Below are 20,821 nucleotides of genomic sequence, written 5' to 3' on the forward strand. Positions count from 1 at the left end.
GACGCAGCTGCCCCTGGCTTTGCGCCGATAAGACGATCAGGTAACCCGGCTTCCCGGCGTGCACGCGCTCCATCTGCGGAGCTTCTTCGATCACCATGTGCGCATTCGTTCCTGTAGCGCCGAATGAGCTGATGGCGGCACGCCTTTTGACCCCTGGTTTCACGTTCCATTCCTTCAATGCTGTATTCACATAAAAGGGACTGCTCGCAAACTGAATGTTCGAATTGCCCGACTCGAAGTGTAGAGAGGGCGGTATCTGCTTATGCTGCAAGGACAGCAGAATTTTGATTAACCCGGCTACACCGGAGGCAAGCTGCGTATGCCCAATGTTCGTTTTCAACGAACCGATCGCACAAAATTGCTCATCATCGGTATAATGGCGGAAAGCCCGGCTGAGCGCCTGATACTCGATCGGGTCGCCGAGCCTGGTGCCCGTTCCATGCGCTTCAACCATCTGAATCTGTGCCGGATCAATGCCAAACGTTTCATACACCTCGCGCTCCAGCCGTTCTTGCGACTTGAGGCTGGGCGCCGTTATGCCGTTGGTCGTACCGTCCTGATTGATCCCCGAACCGCGAATGACGCCGTAGATATGGTCACCGTCATCGATTGCGTCGCGGAGGCGTTTGAGTACAACCGCCCCAACGGCTTCTCCCGGCACCATACCGTCAGCCCGGTTGTCAAAGGTGTAGCACTTGCCGGTACGCGACAGCATCCCCGCTCCATCGGCCAACAAGTGATATTGAGGCGTAGCCTGGATATAAATACCTCCGGCCAAGGCCATGTCCGTCTCTCCGGACCACAATCCCTGGCAGGCGAGATGGATCGAAACAAGAGAGCTGGAGCAAGCCGTATCCACAGCAATAGCAGGACCTTGAAGATCCAGACAATAAGCAATGCGAGCCGCAATCGCTGAATTGAGAGAGCCCCATAACGCCTGAGGAGGAAGGTTTTCGGTAAACAGTGTGTTATAATCCCCTGCCGCACATCCAACGTACACCCCGCAGCGAGTTCCCCCAACTTTGGCTCCTGCGTACCCCGCATTTTCCAGCGCCCTCCATGACTCCTCTAAAAAAAGACGCTGCTGCGGGTCCATATAAGTGGCCTCAATCCCCGATATATTGAAAAATAACGGATCGAATTGATCGATCCCATCCAAAAAGCTTCCGTAATCGCAATACAAGTCTTCCTTTTTATGGTATTGGGACAAGTCCCAACGGGAAATTCGATCTACCAGATTATCGCCATTAGCCAAATGTTCCCACAGCGCATCCACACTGCCGGACTTGGCGAATCTGCCACTCATTCCAATGATAGCAATAGGTTCATAATAAGCGGCAGAGTCTGCTTGATCGGTCAGTTGAGAAGTATCCGTTTCTCTGATCGTGCTTCTCTGTGAATTTCCCACCTGCCTAAAAGCGTTTTTATGCTCCTGCGGCTCTGCCTTTATTTCCTGATGAGGAACCGAAGAATGCTCGCTTCCCGGCAACATGGCTGCAATGGCATCTCCGTGCTCTGACACAATAAACTCCGTTAGGCGGCGAATCGAGCTAAAATCAAAGATGTCGGTGGTTTGCAAATCGATCCTCAGTATGTCGGAAACCGCTTGAACAAAATTGACGCCAATAATGGAATCAAGTCCATAATCGGCAAACGATTGATCAAGATCGATCAGATCCCTGTCCAGCTTCAATGCTTCAGACATCGTTACGATCAATCTCTCTCTCACGAAATCGACGATTCTGGAGTTGGAGGAAGCCTCACGCACGCTCGTCACCGGACGATTGGGTTTATCCCGACGGGACGGGGGCAGCTCGCCTTTTTCCTTTTCAGATAATGGAGCGGGCTTGCTTTCCTGTATTTGCCGAACCACTCCATCGCTTTCAGCAACGATAATTTGTTGACCCAAATGATGAGATTCTTCCGTCGGGAAGAATACAGAGCCAAAGCCTTCGCTTTCCAGCACCTGCTGCCATACACTAGGATATAGTCCAGGACAGCCCGGAATGCGCAGCTCCGGATCTTCATACAGCCACCATCCTTTCAGCAGTCCAAAGGTCAGATGGGTGAACAAAGAATGTGTGCTGATTTCATTCAATAAAAGGAGACCGTTTTTTCTCAAGAGAGCTTTGGCGTTGCGCAAGGTTTTTTGAATATTGGCCGTGGCATGCAGCACATTAGCGGCAATTACCACGTCATAGGCACCCGGTATAATGCCTTGTCCGGCAACAGACTGCTCTGTATTGAAAATTCGGCAAGTCAAATAAGGATTGTCCGGGCCGTATTCTTTTTCGGCATGCAGCAAAAAGGCTCGCGAAATATCCGTATAGCAATATTCCTTGATATGATCCCTGTACGCCTGCAATCTATTGAACAACCCTGCGCTCGTCCCTCCGCTCCCCGCGCCAATCTCAAAAATTCGTATCTGCGCAGAAGGATTATGCTTGAGTGTTTCTTCTATAAATAAAATCAGCGTATTTCCGAGCACATCGTTAAAATAGTCCGATACACGATTGTTCTTATAGATACCCTCAACTAATTCCATCGAGGATCCTGGAAACATAATATCTGTAGCGGGCAGTTTTCCGGCGAGAATGTCGGGCAGCGCACGAAGCGCTGCGTCGACTAATCTCACTTGAGCTTTCAGATCGGGTTCATTCAACCAAGCTGTCTTCTGCTGTTCCCATTCCTCCCATACGGTGTTCACATTCGCAGGAACTTCATCGGCCAGATAATAAAACTGCCCATCGCAGGCAAGTATTCGTTCTTGAACCAGCAACAATAAACTCGTTTCCAACCATCTCTCATATCCATGGCTGATCCCGGTGTGTTTGAGGTCAATGTCCGTTCCCTTACTTCCATGGAACGATATGCCCACAGCCTGCAATTGCGCCCACAGCAGCTTGCTGAGATGCCGATCCATTACCTTCATTCTTTTCCCTCCTGTACACGTGCAGCAAATATCTTACACTTTGACGGTTAACCGTTGATAGTAGGCTGTCAATCTTTCGGTGTAAGCAATTAACAAATATTGGACAAGATTAAGGATTGTCGGATACTCCAAGAAAATAGCCGGTGTCATATCCAGTTCGTAGGTCTGATTTAATCTCTGAATAAGTTCGACCTGTTTGATTTGATCGAATCCGTACTCATCCAACTCCACATGAACATCCAAGTACTCATCGCTGACCTCAAGCAATTCAGATAAGTACCGTACGAGTACCTCTTGCACTTGAGAGCGCACTTCCCCGATCTCCGACTCTGCCGCTTGCGGGGAAGCAGCAGACAAATCCAAAGGCTTCACTGCGCTTTTCAGTTGCTGCTTCATGTTCTGAAACACAGAGGCAACCGTTTCCGGGTACAGCGCAACCTGTTCCTCGGCCTCAGTTTCTTTCTGATCGCCGGAATGGAGCGGAAGAGTACGGCCGGTAAACTCCATATCCGCTTTGTCACTCATCGCAGGAACCCAATAGCGGTCCCTGGCAAAAGGATACGTGGGCAAACTGACTCGCTGCCGTATGCCGCCGCCATACATATTCTCCCAATCCACAAATGCCCCATTGCTCCACAACGCCAGAACTTCACCATATTTACGTTGTTGAAGCAATCCGGGTATATCAGCAGCCGAGCTCTCGTCGGCCGAAGCGAGAAATGCCTCTTGCCCTCGTTTTCGATGCCCCGGATAAAGGCCTTCCACAGCGTTGTTGCCTTCCAGAAAAGCCTCCAGCTTCATCTTAAGCTCTTCCGATGAAGCAGCCTCAATGCCCAGGCGCTCCTCCATAGCTTCCCTTCCGACTTGCAGCGTGTACGCGATATCAGCGAGCATGTTGTCAGAAATCGATTGTTGCCGCAATACATGCAGCAATCGATCTGCCTGTTCGCGCAGCCGCTCCGGTTGTTTGGCGGACAGCACAATGAGTACAGGCTGCTGCCCCATGGCAGGCTGCGGAGAATGCTGACGGCTTTGAGGCACATATTCTTCAAGAAGAATATGGACGTTAGAGCCTCCGGCCCCGAATGCGGAAACGCCTGCTCTTCGCGGATATTCCTTCATTACTCCGTTTATGCTGATTTGCGGACGCACCCACTCCTCCAGCCTTTGCTGAACGACAAACGGTGTCTTGCCAAAGTCGATGTTCGGGTTCAACGTCTCTGCGTGCAGCGAAGGAACAAGCTGTTTATGCTTCATCTGTAGTAGTACTTTCGTTACCCCAGCGATCCCCGCTGCGCTCTCGCAATGCCCGATGTTAGACTTCACCGAGCCAATCGCACAGAACTGCTTGTCTTTCGTGTACCTCTGGAAAGATTTGGACAATCCTGTTATCTCTATCGGATCGCCAAGCGATGTTCCCGTGCCATGCGCTTCGATATAACTCACCGTTCTTGGGTCAATGCCCGCTTCTTTCAATGTTCGTGCAATGACATCAGCTTGGGCATTCGGATTAGGAACGGTATATCCGTTCGTTTTGCCGCCGTGGTTAGCCGCAGTTCCCTTGATCACTCCGTAAATCTGATCGCCGTCAGCGACCGCCAGATGAAACGGCTTGAGCAGTAATGCGCCCACTCCTTCCCCCGGGACATACCCGTCTCCCCCTTCCCCGAAGCTCTCGCATCTGCCCTTGCTCGAAACGAATTTGCCCTGACCCAGATTCAAATACTTATTCGGGTGAATCGATACATTCACACCGCCGGCAAGCGCCAGCTCGCATTCGCCGCGCAAGAGCGCATTGCAAGCCAGATGGATCGCCGTAAGAGAAGAGGAACACATCGTATCAATCGCCATACTCGGACCGTGAAAGTTACAGAAGTACGATACCCGATTGGCAATCGATGACGGACTTCCTGCAAGAGCGATAGAACGGCCTTGCGTCTGCTCCTGCGCTCCGTAAAGCTGATATTCTTCATACATCACTCCGACGTATACGCCCACGTTGCCGCCATAGCCATTCCCATAACGCTTACTTAAAGCTTCACGGGTATAACCGGCATCTTCCAATACTTCAAATGCGCATTGCAGGAATAAACGCTCCTGCGGGTCCATGATTTCCGCTTCCCGAGGCGAGATGTGGAAAAAGAGCGGGTCGAAACGATCTACGCCTTCCATGAAACCGCCCCACTTACTGTTCGTTTTACCCAACTTCGTCTTATCTTCATCGTAATATAAACGATAATCCCAGCGTTCCTGCGGAATTTCTGTGATACTGTCTTTGCCATCCCGCAAATTGCTCCAGAACTGCTGAATATCGACTGCGCCGGGATAACGGCCGGCTACACCGATAATCGCGATGTCCAATGCAGAGGATGACCTTGCTTCCTTCTCGTCTCGACGGGAAGGAACGAATCGCTCAGGCTTACTGCCGATCCTCTCCACCTTCTCGCGGCTTACCGGTTCTGAGGCTGCGGTGTGAGTGACAGCTCCCCCTGAAACAAGCTGCGGCTGTTGAATCTCTAACAGATTCAGCAGCTGCGCCCGATGGTTTTCAAGGAAATAATCGCTCAATGCATCTAACGTCTGATATTCGAAAAAGAGTGTTTTAGACAGGGAACCGAAGGTCTCTTCCAATTGGTTGTTCAACTGCATGATCATCAAGGAATCAATCCCGTATTTCTCCATTGGCATCATGGGATCAATCCGATTCGCAGGCAGTTTGATGACAGCAGCGAGCAGTTGCTTCAACATATGAACCGCTTTTTCCCGCAATTCGTCCGGATGAACCGCAACCTCTGACAGCTTGGAAGCTGCTTGTGCTTGCTCCACAGACGGCGAGGGCTGCCGGAACATCACGGATTGCAGACGCTGAAGATGGCCAGCCACTACCGATACCTGACTCCCTTCCGCGGCCCAGCTTCGATAGAAAGACTGAAGGCCGGCTTCTGTCTCCAGACTGACGATGCCCGTGTGCTGACGCATCATTCTCGCTAGATCGGGATCAACCTGCATCCCGCCATCCTGCCACAGCGGCCAATTGATCGATAGGGAGCGTCCCTGACGCCGGCCTTCTGCCGCCAGTTGGGAACGATAGTGCGCATAAGCGTCCATGAATGCATTCGCGGCGGCATAATCGCCTTGGCCGGCGCTTCCCGCCATTGCCGCCAAGGAAGAAAACATAATAAAGAAATCGAGCGTTTCATCCTTGGTCGCTTCATCCAAATGCATCACACCGCTAACCTTCGGAGCGAGAACTTCCTGCAGCTCATCCTGCGTTTTCTTCAACAAATAATTATCGCGAATGATGCCGGCGCAATGGATGATCCCATCAATCCTGCCATATTCCCGCTGTATCTCATGAATCCATTCATTTACGCTGTGAGCCTTCGTGATATCGACTTGCCGGTAAGCAACCTTAGCGCCGAGCTTTTCCATCTCTCTGATCTTGTCTCGCTTCTCCGGCTTCAAAGAAGTGCTGCCGGCAAGCAGCAGGACGGGCATTTTCACCCGGCGGATAATTTCGTTGGCAAAGATCAGACCCAAACCGCCGGCTCCGCCTGTGATGACATAGACGCCGCGATCCTTCCACGGCAGGGCTGCCAGTTGTCCGGGGCGATCCACTTCTGCCCAGTTGCCCACATACCGATTACCCGCTTCATACCGAACTCTCATGTCCAAAGTGCCTGCGTTTATTTCTAATAATTTGGAAATAAATACGTCCTCGGTCGACTCCGCGCCAATACATTGCACGGTTATTCTCGGATTCTCCAAGGCAGCTGTTTGCAGAAGCCCGAACAAACCGCTGAAAAGCTGCTGTTCCTTTTTTGTTGAGAAGACAAGCTGAATCAATACCTTCCCTGCGGAAGGCTTTCTCAAGAGCGCCTGAATCTCTTCAAGTATCCATTCCGCATACGTCTTGTACCGATCAGCAACGCCCTGTTCCTGCGATTGCAGGACAATAAAGCGAACACGGTTAAAGCGAGATTTCCAGTCGTCTTCCAGAGGATGTTCCGGTTCGCACATCATGACCAGATGCTCGTCATATTCGACATCTTGCCCGGCCTTGGCCGCCTGCTCTGTCCAGGCCGGCGCAAACAACGACGGCTCGGCTCCATTCTTATCCGCAGCCTGTTGCAATTCACTGTCCCATGCACGAGAAGTGTATCCCTTCAACCGTATCCGCGTACTTCCATCGGCATCCATCATATCGATATCGAGCTTTTGGAGCGAACTCTCGGGATGGCTGCCCTCACTGTAACGGATCAAAGCCCACATCGAAGCCGTACATGCCCCCCTGATTTCGATCTCCTGCAGGGCAAATGGGACGATGGGACGGATTAACGGCATGTCCTCTTCAGCATACGAACCCAACAAAAAGCCAATCGTTGCCTGCAAGGCCGCATCCAGCATGCCGGGATGGAGCACAAATTCATGCGAACCGACTGCAAAGGGTCCTGGCAAAGCCAGTTTGGCCAAAATTTGCCCCTTTCCGATATAAAGGGTTTCAATGCCTTGATGGGACGGCCCATAGTCGATTCCGATGGCCTTAAACGTTTTATACACGCGGCTCCGGCTTATTTCGGTATGACTGCACGAAGCCTGCAAAGCCGGCAAATCCCGCTTTTCCACAGCTGCTCCATAGCCCCATGCGGCTAATCCTTTACTGTGTACGATGCGTTCGTTGTTACTGCCGTACGATGCGCTGTAAATTTCAAAAGCCGCTTGGCCGGCTTCCGTGGGAACAAGTGCAATATGCAGGCTGGCAGGCTCCTCAGCGATCGTAACCGCTCTTGCCCAGACGATATTTTTCAAATACAGGATATCCGTCCTATCGCTTCCCGGGCTTTCGTTGGGTCCGCCAAGCGATCTCTCCGCGGCAGCGCGAGTCATTTCCAAATAGGCTGCGCCCGGGAAAACCTTTTGCCCGTTGACTCGGTGATCCTTGAAGAAAAATTCCTGTCCTGTAAAAAGCGATTCAAACCGTTGTTCCGAAAAATCGGAGGTGTTGCGATGCAGCAGCGGATGCAGGATCGCCAAAGTCCCGTTAGATTGGCTGCCATACTCTTTCTTGGCATCCGGCACCCAGTAGCGTTCCTTAGCGAACGGATACGTCGGCAAGCTGATTAAACGCGGTTTGCCCTCCTTGTACAGTTGACTCCAGTTCACGGAAAGTCCTCTGACCCACAGTTCCAGCACGTTTGCGTAAGCTTTTTGCTCCATCCATCGCGTTACAGAGTTCCTGATCTCCTCCTCCGAGCCGAACTGGGCAATCAGCTTTTGAATCCGTTGAGCCTGCCCTCGATACAATAATCCGCTGCCTTCGCCGCCTTGTATGAATGCTTGGAGATGCTGTTCCAATTCAGGGACGGAGGAAGCCGTCATAGCCAGACGCTCTTCCATCGCTTCACGCCCTGTCTGGAGCGTATAAGCGACATCCGCCAAGGCGGCGTCATCGATCTGTCTTTTTTGCAAAAAAGCTAACAACTGCTTCGCTTGCTCATAAAGGCGATCTTCATTTTTAGCCGACAGCACAATAACCGCGGGGGCGTCAGGTGTGATTGCGGCAGTCCGGCGATCAGCAGGATGCTTGGGCACATATTCCTCAAGCACCACATGCGCATTGGCGCCTCCGAAGCCAAAGGAGCTTATGCCCGCTCGCCGGGGCAGCTCATTGCCATCCTTATCCTTCACGGCCATCCAGGCCTGTTTTTCCTGCACAATGTAAAAGGGACTGTCTTTCAATTGGATATATGGATTGATCGTCTCACAGTGCAGGCTTTTTACCAATGTCCGATGTTTAAGCTGCAGCAGCACCTTGATTACTCCGGCAATTCCCGCAGCCAACTCAGCGTGTCCAATATTCGATTTGACGGAGCCCAAGCCGCAGTAAGCCTCCGGCCTCGGTGAACTTCCCGCCATTTCATGCAAAGACTGGAAGGCGGATTTGAGCCCGTTAATTTCAATCGGATCTCCAAGCTCCGTGCCCGTGCCGTGTGTTTCTATATAAGTGATCGTGTTCGGATCAATGCCTGCTTGCGTATAGGCTGTTTTGAGCAGATCGGCCTGGGCTTTCGGATTCGGAGCCGTCAATGAAGTCGCCCGGCCGCCGTGATTTTCGGCAGCTCCCCGAATCAATCCGTAAATCACATTGCCGTCCCGCTCGGCTGCGCTCAGCTTCTTCAAGAAGAGCATGCCTGCGCCTTCGCTGCGGACATATCCATTAGCTTCATCGGAAAATGTTTTACAACGGCCGTCATGCGCCAGCATACCTGCTTTGTTGAAACTGATATGCCCGTCCGGCGTAACGATCGTATTCACGCCTCCGACAATTGCCATCTCGCAACTGCCGTTTTCAATCGCGCTCACCGCACGCACAATAGCAACCAAAGAGCTTGAACAGGCGGTCTCAATCGGTTCGCTCGGCCCGTGGATATTCAGAAAAAAGCTCATTCGGTTAGGTCCTACAGAAGGAACAAGCCCGGTTGAGGAATAGCTGTCTACGGGAAGCTGAGCCTTGGAAATCAGACTGCTGTAGCCGCTGAAAGATGTTCCTGCAAAAATCCCCGTTTTCGTACCCGATAAACTTTGCGGTGACATTCCCGCATCTTCGATCACCTTCCATACATGGGTCATCAACAGCCGCTGCTGGGGATCCATTAATTCGGCCTCGCGCGGAGAAATCCCGAAAAACAAAGGATCAAATTCGTCCACACCGTCGATAAAACCGCTCCACTTGATATTGGTCTTATTTTCTTCTTTCGCCGGATCGCCGTAAATAGCTCTCCAATCCCACCGATCAGCGGGGATTTCACGAATGCAATCTTTGCCCTCGGCCAGATTGCTCCAGAACTCATCGATGTCCCGGGCCATCGGGAAGCAGGCGCTTACACCTACAATCGCGATGGCATCCGAATCGGCGGCGGCAGCTGCCTTTCTTTCGGAAGAAACCTCGGGAAGCTTGGCAAATCGGCGGCCGCGGCGGGTTGCGAAAGAAACAGACGCGGGTTGGTTGATCTGTCCGGTTGAACCGGTCAAGCTCTCCTCTTCCCCCGCAGCCCGTAAAACGCCGGGGCTTCCAATCGATTCGGCAAACTTTTCCCTAATACTAGGGCCGTGTTCCTCCAATAAATAGGCAGCCAGACTCGCCAAGGTTTCATACTCAAAAAAGACGGTAGGCGCCAATTCAAGCTTGAAATCCCGATTCAGATCGTTGGCGAATTGAGTGAACGAAATGGAATCACACCCATATTCGCTCAGCCCGGTATGGATATCGATATCATCGCCGTTCACTTTAAGCAATTTGGAAATCGCTGCCGTTAGAGCGGCCAGCAGCTTGTCCGGCAAGCTCTTTGCATCTCCAACCGCGTTTTGTCCAATGGACGAAGCGATTGCGGCAATCGGCTTTGCCGCAGCAACGCGCGGCGGAAACAGCTTTTGTCTGATTGGCGCAGGCCGCCCATTCACAACGATAATCCGGCTTTTATTTGCGGCGAATCCCTGAAGCAAAGCTCGTATGCCCGATGGCGTCGGCAGCGGTACGATCCCCAGATTATCCTCCATCCATTGCCCGGTCTGGGCAGGCACCTGCATCCCGCCTTCCTGCCACAACGGCCAATTAATCGAAATCGTTTGACCATGGCGTTGACCCTGCTCGGCTAGCGATACCCGATATCCGGCATAAGCATCCATAAAAGCGTTGGCAGCCGCATAATCGCCCTGTCCCAAGTTCCCCATCACGGCAGCCAAAGAGGAGAAGATCATAAAAAAGTCCAGCGGGAGTCCGCGGGTCGCCTCATCGATATGGATCAGGCCGTTCACCTTGGGAGCCATAACCTCGCGCAGCTGTTCCTGACTTTTCACATGCAAGTACTGATCGCGAATGAGACCTGCACTGTGGATAATGCCATCCAATCGGCCATAATCCTGTACGATCTTATCGATGAAAGCAACAACGGCTTCTTGATCCGCTGCATCCACCTGCCTGTAGTGAACCTGATTGCCGGAAGACGCCAGATTCTGCAGCTTGGCTTGCATATCTGCGGAAAGCGGCGACCGTCCTGTCAAAAAAACTACAGCCCCTTCCACATGCCGGGTCATTTCAGCAGCAAAAATAAGCCCGAGATTGCCCACACCTCCTGTAATGACATAAATGCCGCGGTCCTTCCAGGGATAATTTGGCGTATGATCCAACGCCTCTATCTCCTTCCAAACGCCTACACGGCGTTTACCTTGGCGATATTGAACCCGTCCGTCCGTTGGACGTACACGGTTCTCCAGCAGCCTCTGCTTCCAGACTTCCGAAGCAGCTTCGGGCTCCATTTCAATCAATTGACTCACAATTTTGGAATTCTCCATCTGGGCTGTTTGCAGCAGTCCATACAGGCCGGTCCACAGCCGCTGTTCATTCCTGCACGAGCCGACAAGCTGAATCAGCACTTTGCCGCTGGAACCGTTGTTCAGAATCGCCTGCAGCTGTGCCAATATCTGAGCCGCATACGCTTGAAAGCGTTCAGCGAGGCTGTCCTCTTCCGAATGAAGATGGATGCAGCTTGTTTCATTCATATGTTGCGCAAGCCAAGCCGCCAGATTGTTATCCTGCTCGCAAATCAACACCACATGCTGCTCAAAAGAAGCCTGCACAGCGGGTTCAATCGCCTGTTCGTCCCAACCCGGCTCAAACAACAAAGTCGCTGTTTGAACCGCCGTATCTGCACGGTCTCCCTCCTCATCCAGAACGCGAGTTGTATATCCTCTCATTCGCACGCAAATTTGACCCGTTTCATCCATCAGATCGATGTCGAGCTTCTGCAGTTTATCGCCCGGTTTGCTTCCTTGACTGTGCCGGATTAATGCCCACATTGAGCTCGTGCATGCGCATATCACTTCCAGCTCCTGCAGAGCATAAGGCAGCACAGGCTTCACCGGGGCAGGCACTGCTCCTCCAGCGGAACTGAGGAAATAACCAAGCGGTGCTTGCAAGGCAGCGTCCATCAGGCTTGGGTGCAGCACGTAAGCCTGATCCTGATCGGATGCCGATAAGGGCAAAGACAGCCTGGCCAAAAACAGATCGTTTCCCATGTACAAAGATTCAATGGCGCGGTGACCCGGTCCATATTCGATCCCCATCTGATGGAAAGCTTCATAGAGCAGCTCAGGAGAAATAAACCCGTTTTTGCATTCATGCATCAGATTTGCCAGATCCGCCTTCGGCTGGATCGCCGGAGCGCCTGCTTCTGCCACTCCCTGACAATGAACAATTGCCTCCGCTTCATTCCCGCGGGGCAGGCTGTAAATTTCAAAAGCAATTTCTCCGTTATCTTCTGGACACAGAGCAATATGAACGCCGGTCTCTTCCTCATCGACGATGACGGGCCGCAGCCATACGATGTTCTTGAGCCGCATTCTCTCGATTTGATTCTGTTGCAACATCGAACCCTGCACGCTGCTCCCCAGCGCGTCAACGACTGCAGCTCTGGCCATTTCCAGATAGGCCACACCCGGCAAAACGCGGCTGCCTTTTACGCGATGATCACGGAGAAAAAATTCATGACCTGTAAAGCTGGAGCTGTACCGCTGCTCCGCCAAATCGGAAGTATTGCGGTGAAGCAGCGGATGCAAGCGGGATTCCACACCCTGAACCAACGCTCTGCTCCTTGTGTTCGCCTGATCCTCAGGCATCCAATACCGTTCCTTACCAAATGCATACGTCGGCAAAGGAATGCGGCGAGGCTGAGCATCTCCATAAAATTGATCCCAATCCAGGGAAAGCCCCTTGACCCACAGATCCAGCAGCTTCGTATATTTCTTTCGCGCGATCCAGCGGGTTACGGCTTCCTGCATCTCATCGTCGGCAAACAGAGCCATCGTTTCTTTATTGCGCTTCACTTGTCCGCGATATACATATTCGGTACTTTCCTGACCTTCTATAAAAGCTTGCAGCTTCTCCTTCAATTCCTTCATTGAATATACAATCAAGGCCAAACGTTCATCCATCGCTTCGCGCCCTGTTTGCAAGGTGTAGGCGATATCGGCAAGAGCTGCATCCTGCAGAAGATGCTTCTCCAAATAGGCGTTCAAACGCAGAACCTGTTCCCGAAGGCGCCCTTCATTTTTGGCAGAAAGGACGATAAGCGCAGGCTGGTCCGGTGAAACAGCGAATAAGGGACGCTCTTCTGTTCGCGGTATATATTCCTCAATCACGACATGCGCATTAGCCCCGCCCGCTCCAAAAGAAGAAATGCCGGCGATGCGCGGATATTCCAGTGCAACTCCATGAAGGATGACCGACGGTCTTCTCCACTCTTCAAGCTTCTGCTGCACGGTAAAAGGCGTTTTGGCAAAATGAATGTTCGGATTCAATTGCTCCGCATGAAGCGTAGGAACAAGCTTTTGATGCTTCATTTGCAAAATAATTTTGGTCAAGCCCGCGATGCCAGCAGCTGCTTCTAAATGGCCAATATTCGATTTAACGGAGCCGATGGAGCAAAATCCGGTTTCCTGCGTATCTTTTCCGAACGCCTGCGTAAGTCCAGCGATCTCGATCGGGTCGCCCAGTTCGGTTCCTGTTCCGTGCGCCTCCATATAGCTCACGGTACGAGCATGGATGCCCGCTTTATCCAGTGCTTTGCGAATAAGCTCGCCTTGTGCCATTGGATTAGGAACCGTGTAACCATTCGTTTTGCCCCCATGATTGATCGCTGTAGCGCGAATAACGGCATAGATGTGATCCTGATCGGCAATCGCCCGCGACAGCGGCTTCAACAGCACGGTACCGACGCCTTCCCCCGGTACGAAGCCGTTGCCGCCCAGACCGAAGCTTTTGCATTGTCCGTCTGCGGAAAGCATCTGCTGCGCGCTAAGAGCGATGTAGCTGGACGGATGCAAATAGAGATTCACCCCGCCCGCAATAGCTATCTCGCATTCCTGTCGATGCAGGTGCTCACAAGCTTCGTGTATAGCGGTCAATGAGGAAGAGCACATCGTATCAATCGGCATGCTGGGGCCTTGCAGATTTAACAGATAGGAGACCCGATTAGCCACCGAACCGAAGGAAGTATGAGGATAAATACGCTCCTCTCTTTTCCAGTCTTCCGACCCGCACAAATCAAATCCCGTTTTAGTAATGCCTGCGAAAACGCCGACCTGGCGATTGAAGTGTTTGGCCAAACGTTCCCTTGTATACCCGGCATCTTCCATAACTTCCCAGCACGACATTAAAAACAACCGTTCCTGCGGGTCCATACTTAATGCTTCGCGCGGGGAAATATTGAAAAACAAGGGATCAAATTCGGCAAAGCCGTCTATGAATCCGCCCCATTTGCCATAGCTTTTGCCAGCCTCTGCCGCTTTCTTCGGATCTGCTTCGAACAGTTCGTCCATCGCCCAGCGATCGGCGGGAACCTCCGTTATGCAATCGGCCCCCTTCTGCAACTGCTCCCAATAAGCATCCAGATTGTTTGCTTGCGGATATCGTCCGCTGACCCCGATGATTGCGATCGGTTCGCGAGAAGGCGAAAGCCCAGTGCCCGCCGGCTCTGTTACTTGAATAAAGAGTCTGTTCTCCTTGCCAAGAAGCTTCGGAGCTGAAGGAACAGCCCTTGGCGCAGCCGCCGCATCATCGCTGTGTGCCTCAAGCTCGTTCTGTTCTAATCCCAGCAGGGCTGCCAGCTTCTCTTTCCTCGTCCGGATAAAATGGTCAATCACCGCATCCAAAGTTTGGTATTCGAAAAACAGGGTGCTGCTTACTTCTCCGAATGCTTTGCGAAGCGTGTCGGTCATCTGAACAACCAGAATCGAATCAATGCCGTAGTTCTCCAAGGGCTCGGACGGATCAATTTGCTGCGTCGGTATTTTCAGGGTATCGCCGATCAATTTCTTGAAATAGCTCAAACTTCTCTCCAACAATAAATCTTGCCAAACATCCGGCTTATTCTGTTTATTTTCGCGCAAAGCGGAGCGGGTCCGTTCTTCGGCGCCGATCTGGGGAGATTGCCCTGATTCATGCTTGCGTCGAATGCGAATCATTCCGTCGCTGGAAGCTGCTATAATCTGCTGTCCCAACTCATGCGCATCTGCTGCGGGAAAGAAAACATCCCTAAACCCTTCCTGTTCCAATAGATTTTTCCATTCTGTCGAGGATACTCCCGGCCCGCCCGGAATTCTTATTTCTGCATCCTCGTACAACCACCAGCCTTCCAAAAGGCCGAAAGTCAAATGGGTAAATAACGAATGGGCGCTAAGCTCATTCATTACAATCCAGCCATTGGACTTTAAAGCCGCCTTCACGTTCCGAATCGTTTGGCGAATGTCTTTGGTCGCGTGCAGCACGTTAGCCGCTATAACGATATCAAAGCTGCCGGTTGGTACAAGCTGCTCGAACAGCGATTGTTCCGCATTCACAATATGAGTTGTCAAATAAGGATGATCGGAACCGTACTCGTTTTCGGCATGCATCAAAAAGGCTTTGGAAAGATCCGTATACGCATATTCCCGAATGCGGTTGCGATACGGCTTGAGCTTGTCCAGAACAATGGCGCTCGTCCCCCCTGTTCCAGCTCCAATCTCAAGAATACTAATCTGTGCGTCGGGATCATGCCGCAGCTGTTCCTGGATACAGGCAATGACCGTATCGGAAAGCACTTCATTGAAGTGGTCGGCTGCCTCATTATTTTTGTAGATACCTTCTACACGCTCCATCGAAGAATTCGGAAATATAACCTCAGTGGCCGGACGTTTGCCTGTTAAAATATCCGACAGTGCTTGCAGCGTTGCTTCCACCAGCGACAATTGGGCCCTCAAGTTCGTCTCTTCCCGCCATCGCTCTTTTTGCTCCTGCCAAGCTGCATCCCCTTCGTTTAAAGAATCCCTGTAAGCGCTGTCGTAATTACCTGCTTGCGGGAATATTCCATGTTTCGTCAGAAGCGACATACTCTCCTCGAACCAACGCTTGTACATATCCAGTAGTCTACTTTGATCCGCGAGTATCCCGCTTCGCTGCAGCTCGCCCCAAAGCAGTCGGCCAAGCAAACGATCCATCCCTTCTCTTAAGGCAGCCCCATTGGCTATCAACTGTTCCACTTGCGGCCCCGCCTGCGGCATCAAGTTTCGAATACTCGAACCGGATACTGCACGCTGTTCGGGGTATACCTCCAGCCATTCATCCTCATCCGCATACTGCTGAGCCCGTGATTGATCCAATTGGATCAACGATAATTGATCGATGGGTCCTGCCTGCAGCGCTTCCAAAGCGATCATGGCGTCAGCCGGCTCGATAAAGCCGATTCCGCTTTGCGCCATCCTGTTCTTAAAGGCTCGCGGGACTGCGCTTCCTATCCCGATGTCGCCCCAGTAACCCCAGTTCATCACTTTGACCGAAGAAGACCATTCTTTCCTGAGCTGAAGAGCAAAAGCGTCCGCGAACGTACAGCCGGCTGTGTAACTGCTTTGTCCGAGCGGCTTGCCGAAAGAACCGATCGATGAAAAAAACAGGGCAAAATCCAACGGTTCTCTTCCAAATACTTGCGCCATTCGTACACTTACGTCTATTTTCGCAGACAGTCCCGCCTGAAACCGGGATTCGTTCATCTGGGCCATACTTTGATCCAGTGCACCGACGGCCGAGTGAATCACCCCATGAATGACAGCGTACCTCGCTTTGATATCTTCATAAGCGGCTTGAAGAGCCCGATAGTCACTTGCGTCCGCAGCGAGATATACAGGTGCCGGGCCCCAATTGCCCAATCGATCGAGCTTAGCGCTGATGCTGTCGTCTTGCGCTCGTCGGCCGATCCATACGATTCGGGCCTGGTAGGTGCGGATCATGTATTCGCTCCAGGCTTCACCGATGCCTCCGGCTCCGCCAATGACGACATACACCCCATTCTTTCGGTACACGGTGGACGAAGGTGCATGAATACCGTTCACCTTCAGCAGCTTCTGACGGTACCACTGCCGATTGCGCACAGCCCACGCATTTCCTTGCGGGTCTGGCGGAATCATGGTCATTTGGCCGTAAGGAATATCTGAATCCGGCTCCAAATCAATCAGGCGAATTTTCCATTCTGTCCATTCTTTTGCCAGGGAACCTGCAAATCCGTGAACACTTGCATGAGTTGGATGTACCGCATCTTGCGGATGAACCGCCTGTGTCCCGGTTGTCAAGATTGTCCAGTACAGTTCCTTAGACCCGAATCCCAGGCTCAGCAACGATTTGACCCATCGAAAAAGTTGAATCACCCCCTCCTGCTGGCTCTGAATAACAGCGTCGGAAGCGTAAGTGACAAGGTCGGAATGAGGAACGATCCAGATGATGTGCTTTATAGCCGGCAGTGCTTTTAACTGAGCGGCGATCTCTTCGATCGTCGCGCCAGGCTGCACAAACAGCTCTTGCAACCCAGGATAGCTGAGTTTGATGGCGTTTCGCTGATCGGCAGTGCCGCCAATCAACAGCACATGATCGGTTGGGTATGGAGACGCCGTCCCCCAATCCGCTATAGAGACAACGTCCCACACCGGCTGCTGCAGCAGCGCCTCCGAATGCTTCTGAGAAGCTACAGCGGCAGGATCCGACGGGGAAGAAGCTGACGTGCTCTCCTCTTTGCGAATCATCGAAAAGCCTTTCATCCGCACACAAACAGTTCCCTGCTCATCGCACAGGTCAAGGTCAAGCTTCTCCACTCTATCCCTGTTCGACCCGTCTTCACTGTAACGAATCGACACCCACATACTAGGCAGACAGCGCCCATAAATGACAAGCTCCTCCAGAGCAAACGGAGTGAACATAGCCAGGGACGCCGCCCCGCTTTTTGTCCGATTCGAGAAGCCGGACAACCGCAAGCCCAATCCTGCTTGAATGGCAGCGTCCATCAGGACCGGATGCAGCACCCAGGAATCCAGCCCATCGGCTGCGGAGACAGGTAGCTTCAAATGAGCCAGCACGCAGCCTTCGCCAGCATGAATAAACTCGATCCCCTGCTGCTCTTCTCCGTAATGCACGCCCATCCTTCTGTACAGGCTATAACATTCATCAGCCGATACATATCCGCCCCTGCATGCCGCCTGAAGCGCCTGCAGATTCAATCTCGGTGCTTCCGCAATGGGCGCAAGCAGCACTGCAGTTCCTTGGCTGTGTACGGTCAGTTCAGCAGCCGGGAGTTCCGCTGCACTGGATATGGTACAATTAATCTCCCCGTTATCTTGAGGGTATACTCCGATTTGGATATCAACCGGGCGATCCTCGAATTTAATAGGACGCATCCAGGTTATATTCTTCAATTGAAGCGCCTTGCCACTTGGATCGATGCCTTCTGCCGCTTGCTCCACAGCGGCCCGAATCATTTCCAGACAAGCTGTGCCGGGAAACAATCGCTGGTCCTGCACAATATGGCCCGCTGCAAAAAATTCCTGTCCCGTAAAGGTGGAACGAAACCGCTGCTCAGCCAGATTGGACGTATTTGCGTGAACCAGTGGGTGCAGTTGATTCGGCTCATCTGCCGTTATTGCCGCTGGCATCGGCTTTGTCTGCTCCAGCCAATACCGCTTCCGTTCAAAAGGATACGTGGGCAGGCTCATTCGCTTTACTTTTTTGCCGCTGTACCATCTATTCCAGTCTATAGATACTCCGCTGACCCATAGCTCAAGCAGCCTGGCATAGGATCCTTCCTCAAGCCAACTTTCGATGACTTTCTCGATATCCCCATCTTCCCCGATTGCCATCGCCTCGTGAATAGGTTTGACTTGACCCTGCATCAGATTCTCAATCTCCTGCCCGCCAGCGAGATAAGCTTCCAGCTTATTTGTAAGCTCACGGATCGAGCCTGCAGTCATGGCCAGGCGTTCTTTCAGCTCATCCCGGCCTGCTTGAAGCGTGTAAGCCATCGAAACCAAATGCTGCTCAGACAGACCTTGCTCGACAATAAAAGCAAGCAATTGACGCGCTTTTTCTTTGAGACGCTCTTCGTTCCGGGCGGATAAAACAATGATAACCGGTTGATCCGGGTTAGACGAAGGAAGGGCAAGCTCGTCGCCGTTCGCGATATGCTCCTCGATAACGATATGAGCATTAGCCCCTCCGGCGCCAAATGATGAAATGCCGGCAATCCGCGGAAGCTCACGCTGCCCGATAACAGGCCGCTGCCATGTTTCCAGCTTCTGCTGAACGGCAAAGGGACTGTTTGCAAAATCAATATGTTTATTGAGCTGCTTGGCATGCAGGGAAGGAGCCAATTGGCGATGCTTCATCTGAAGCAAAATTTTGGTAATACCAGCAATTCCAGCTGCGCTCTCACAATGTCCAATGTTCGACTTGACCGAGCCGATGGAGCAGTACTGCTTGTCTTGCGTATAGACTTCAAAAGCTTTTGTCAAACCCGCAATCTCTATAGGATCGCCTAATGAAGTACCGGTGCCGTGGGCTTCGATATAGCTAATCGTTCGAGGATCAATGCCCGCCCCTTGAAAAGCCTGACAAATGACTTCGGCCTGCGCATTCGGATTCGGAACCGTATACCCGTTGGTTTTGCCTCCATGATTAATCGCTGTTCCTTTAATCACGCCGTAGATGTGATCGCCATCAGCAACAGCTTTATCGAGCGGTTTAAGCAATATCGCGCCTACACCTTCGCCTGGCACATAGCCGTCGCCCCCTTCGCCGAAGCTTTCACAGCGCCCTTTGCTTGAGACAAAGCTTCCCTGTCCGAGCAGCAAATACTTATTCGGATGTACGGATACATTGACTCCGCCGGCAATGGCGGCGCTGCATTCGCCTCTTTGCAAGCTTTGGCAAGCTAAATGGATTGCGGTTAAAGAAGAAGAACACATCGTGTTCAGAGCTATACTCGGCCCGTGAAAATTAAAAAAATAAGATACCCGGTTCGCGATAGAGGATGAATTTCCACCCAATGCCACATTGCGTCCCCGTGTCTGCTCCTGAGCTCCATATAACTGATATTCTTCGTACATCACGCCTACATACACGCCAACTGCGCCGCTCTTGCCGAGATTCGTTCCTTTGCTTCCGGCAATAGACCGGGCGTAACCTGCATCCTCCATCGTTTCATATACACATTCCAGAAACAGGCGCTCCTGCGGGTCCATCCCTTCCGCTTCAAGCGGCGAGATATGGAAGAAGAGCGGATCAAACTGATCCACCCCTTCCAGGAAGCCTCCCCATTTACTATAAGTTTTTCCAGATTTATTTTTCTCTTCGTCAAAATAGAGACCGTGATCCCACCGATCAGCGGGTATTTCGGTGATACAGTCCTTTCCCTGGCTTAACTGCTCCCACAATTGCCGAACATTACGAGCCCCCGGATATCGCCCCGCAAGCCCGATAATAGCAATATCCAGCGCTTCCGGCTTTTTATCAGCCAAAAGTTTCTTCGCGGAACCAGCGGAGCGAGTCCGCTTGCGGGGTTGAGTGACGGCCGGCGCGGAAATTGCAGATGTTGACGTCTTTTCCGGGGATATGCGTTCCGCCTCCTTGACGGCTGGCGCTTTCAGTTCGATATCCAGCAAGCCGATGAACGATTTCCTGCATACTTTCCATATATAATTCGTCAATTCCTGAATCGTCTGATACTCAAAAAACAACGTTTTGGGCAACGAACCGAACTTTTGCTCCAGCTTCTCGGTTAATTCCATCATCATGACTGAATCTATGCCATACTTCTCCATAGGCGCGTCTGCTTCAATACGCTCTGCCGGCAGTCTCAGTACCGAAGACAGCAGATGCTTCATGTAGTTGACCGCTTGCTTGCGCAGTTGTTCTTCTCCTGTAGTTTGCAGCGCCGGTTCTGATTCGAAAATGGCTCCACTGTCCGGATCGGCCGCAAAATTAAGAATCGGAATTTGCTTGCTACGCACCATCTCCTGAATTTTTCTGGCAGCTCGTTC

1 protein-coding gene and 1 pseudogene are annotated in these 20,821 nt (G+C 52.0%); both read right to left on the reverse strand.

What is annotated here, in order from left to right:
• Positions 1-2,932: beta-ketoacyl synthase N-terminal-like domain-containing protein (locus tag AC6RNO_RS34300; protein WP_497108180.1), on the reverse strand; the 2,932-nt coding region annotated here is incomplete at its 3' end.
• 105 nt (positions 2,933-3,037) lie between these two features.
• A pseudogene (locus tag AC6RNO_RS34305) lies at positions 3,038-20,698 on the reverse strand (SDR family NAD(P)-dependent oxidoreductase); the annotation flags it as partial.
• Positions 20,699-20,821: the final 123 nt, after the last annotated feature.

The organism is Paenibacillus sp. sgz302190, from assembly GCF_059820445.1.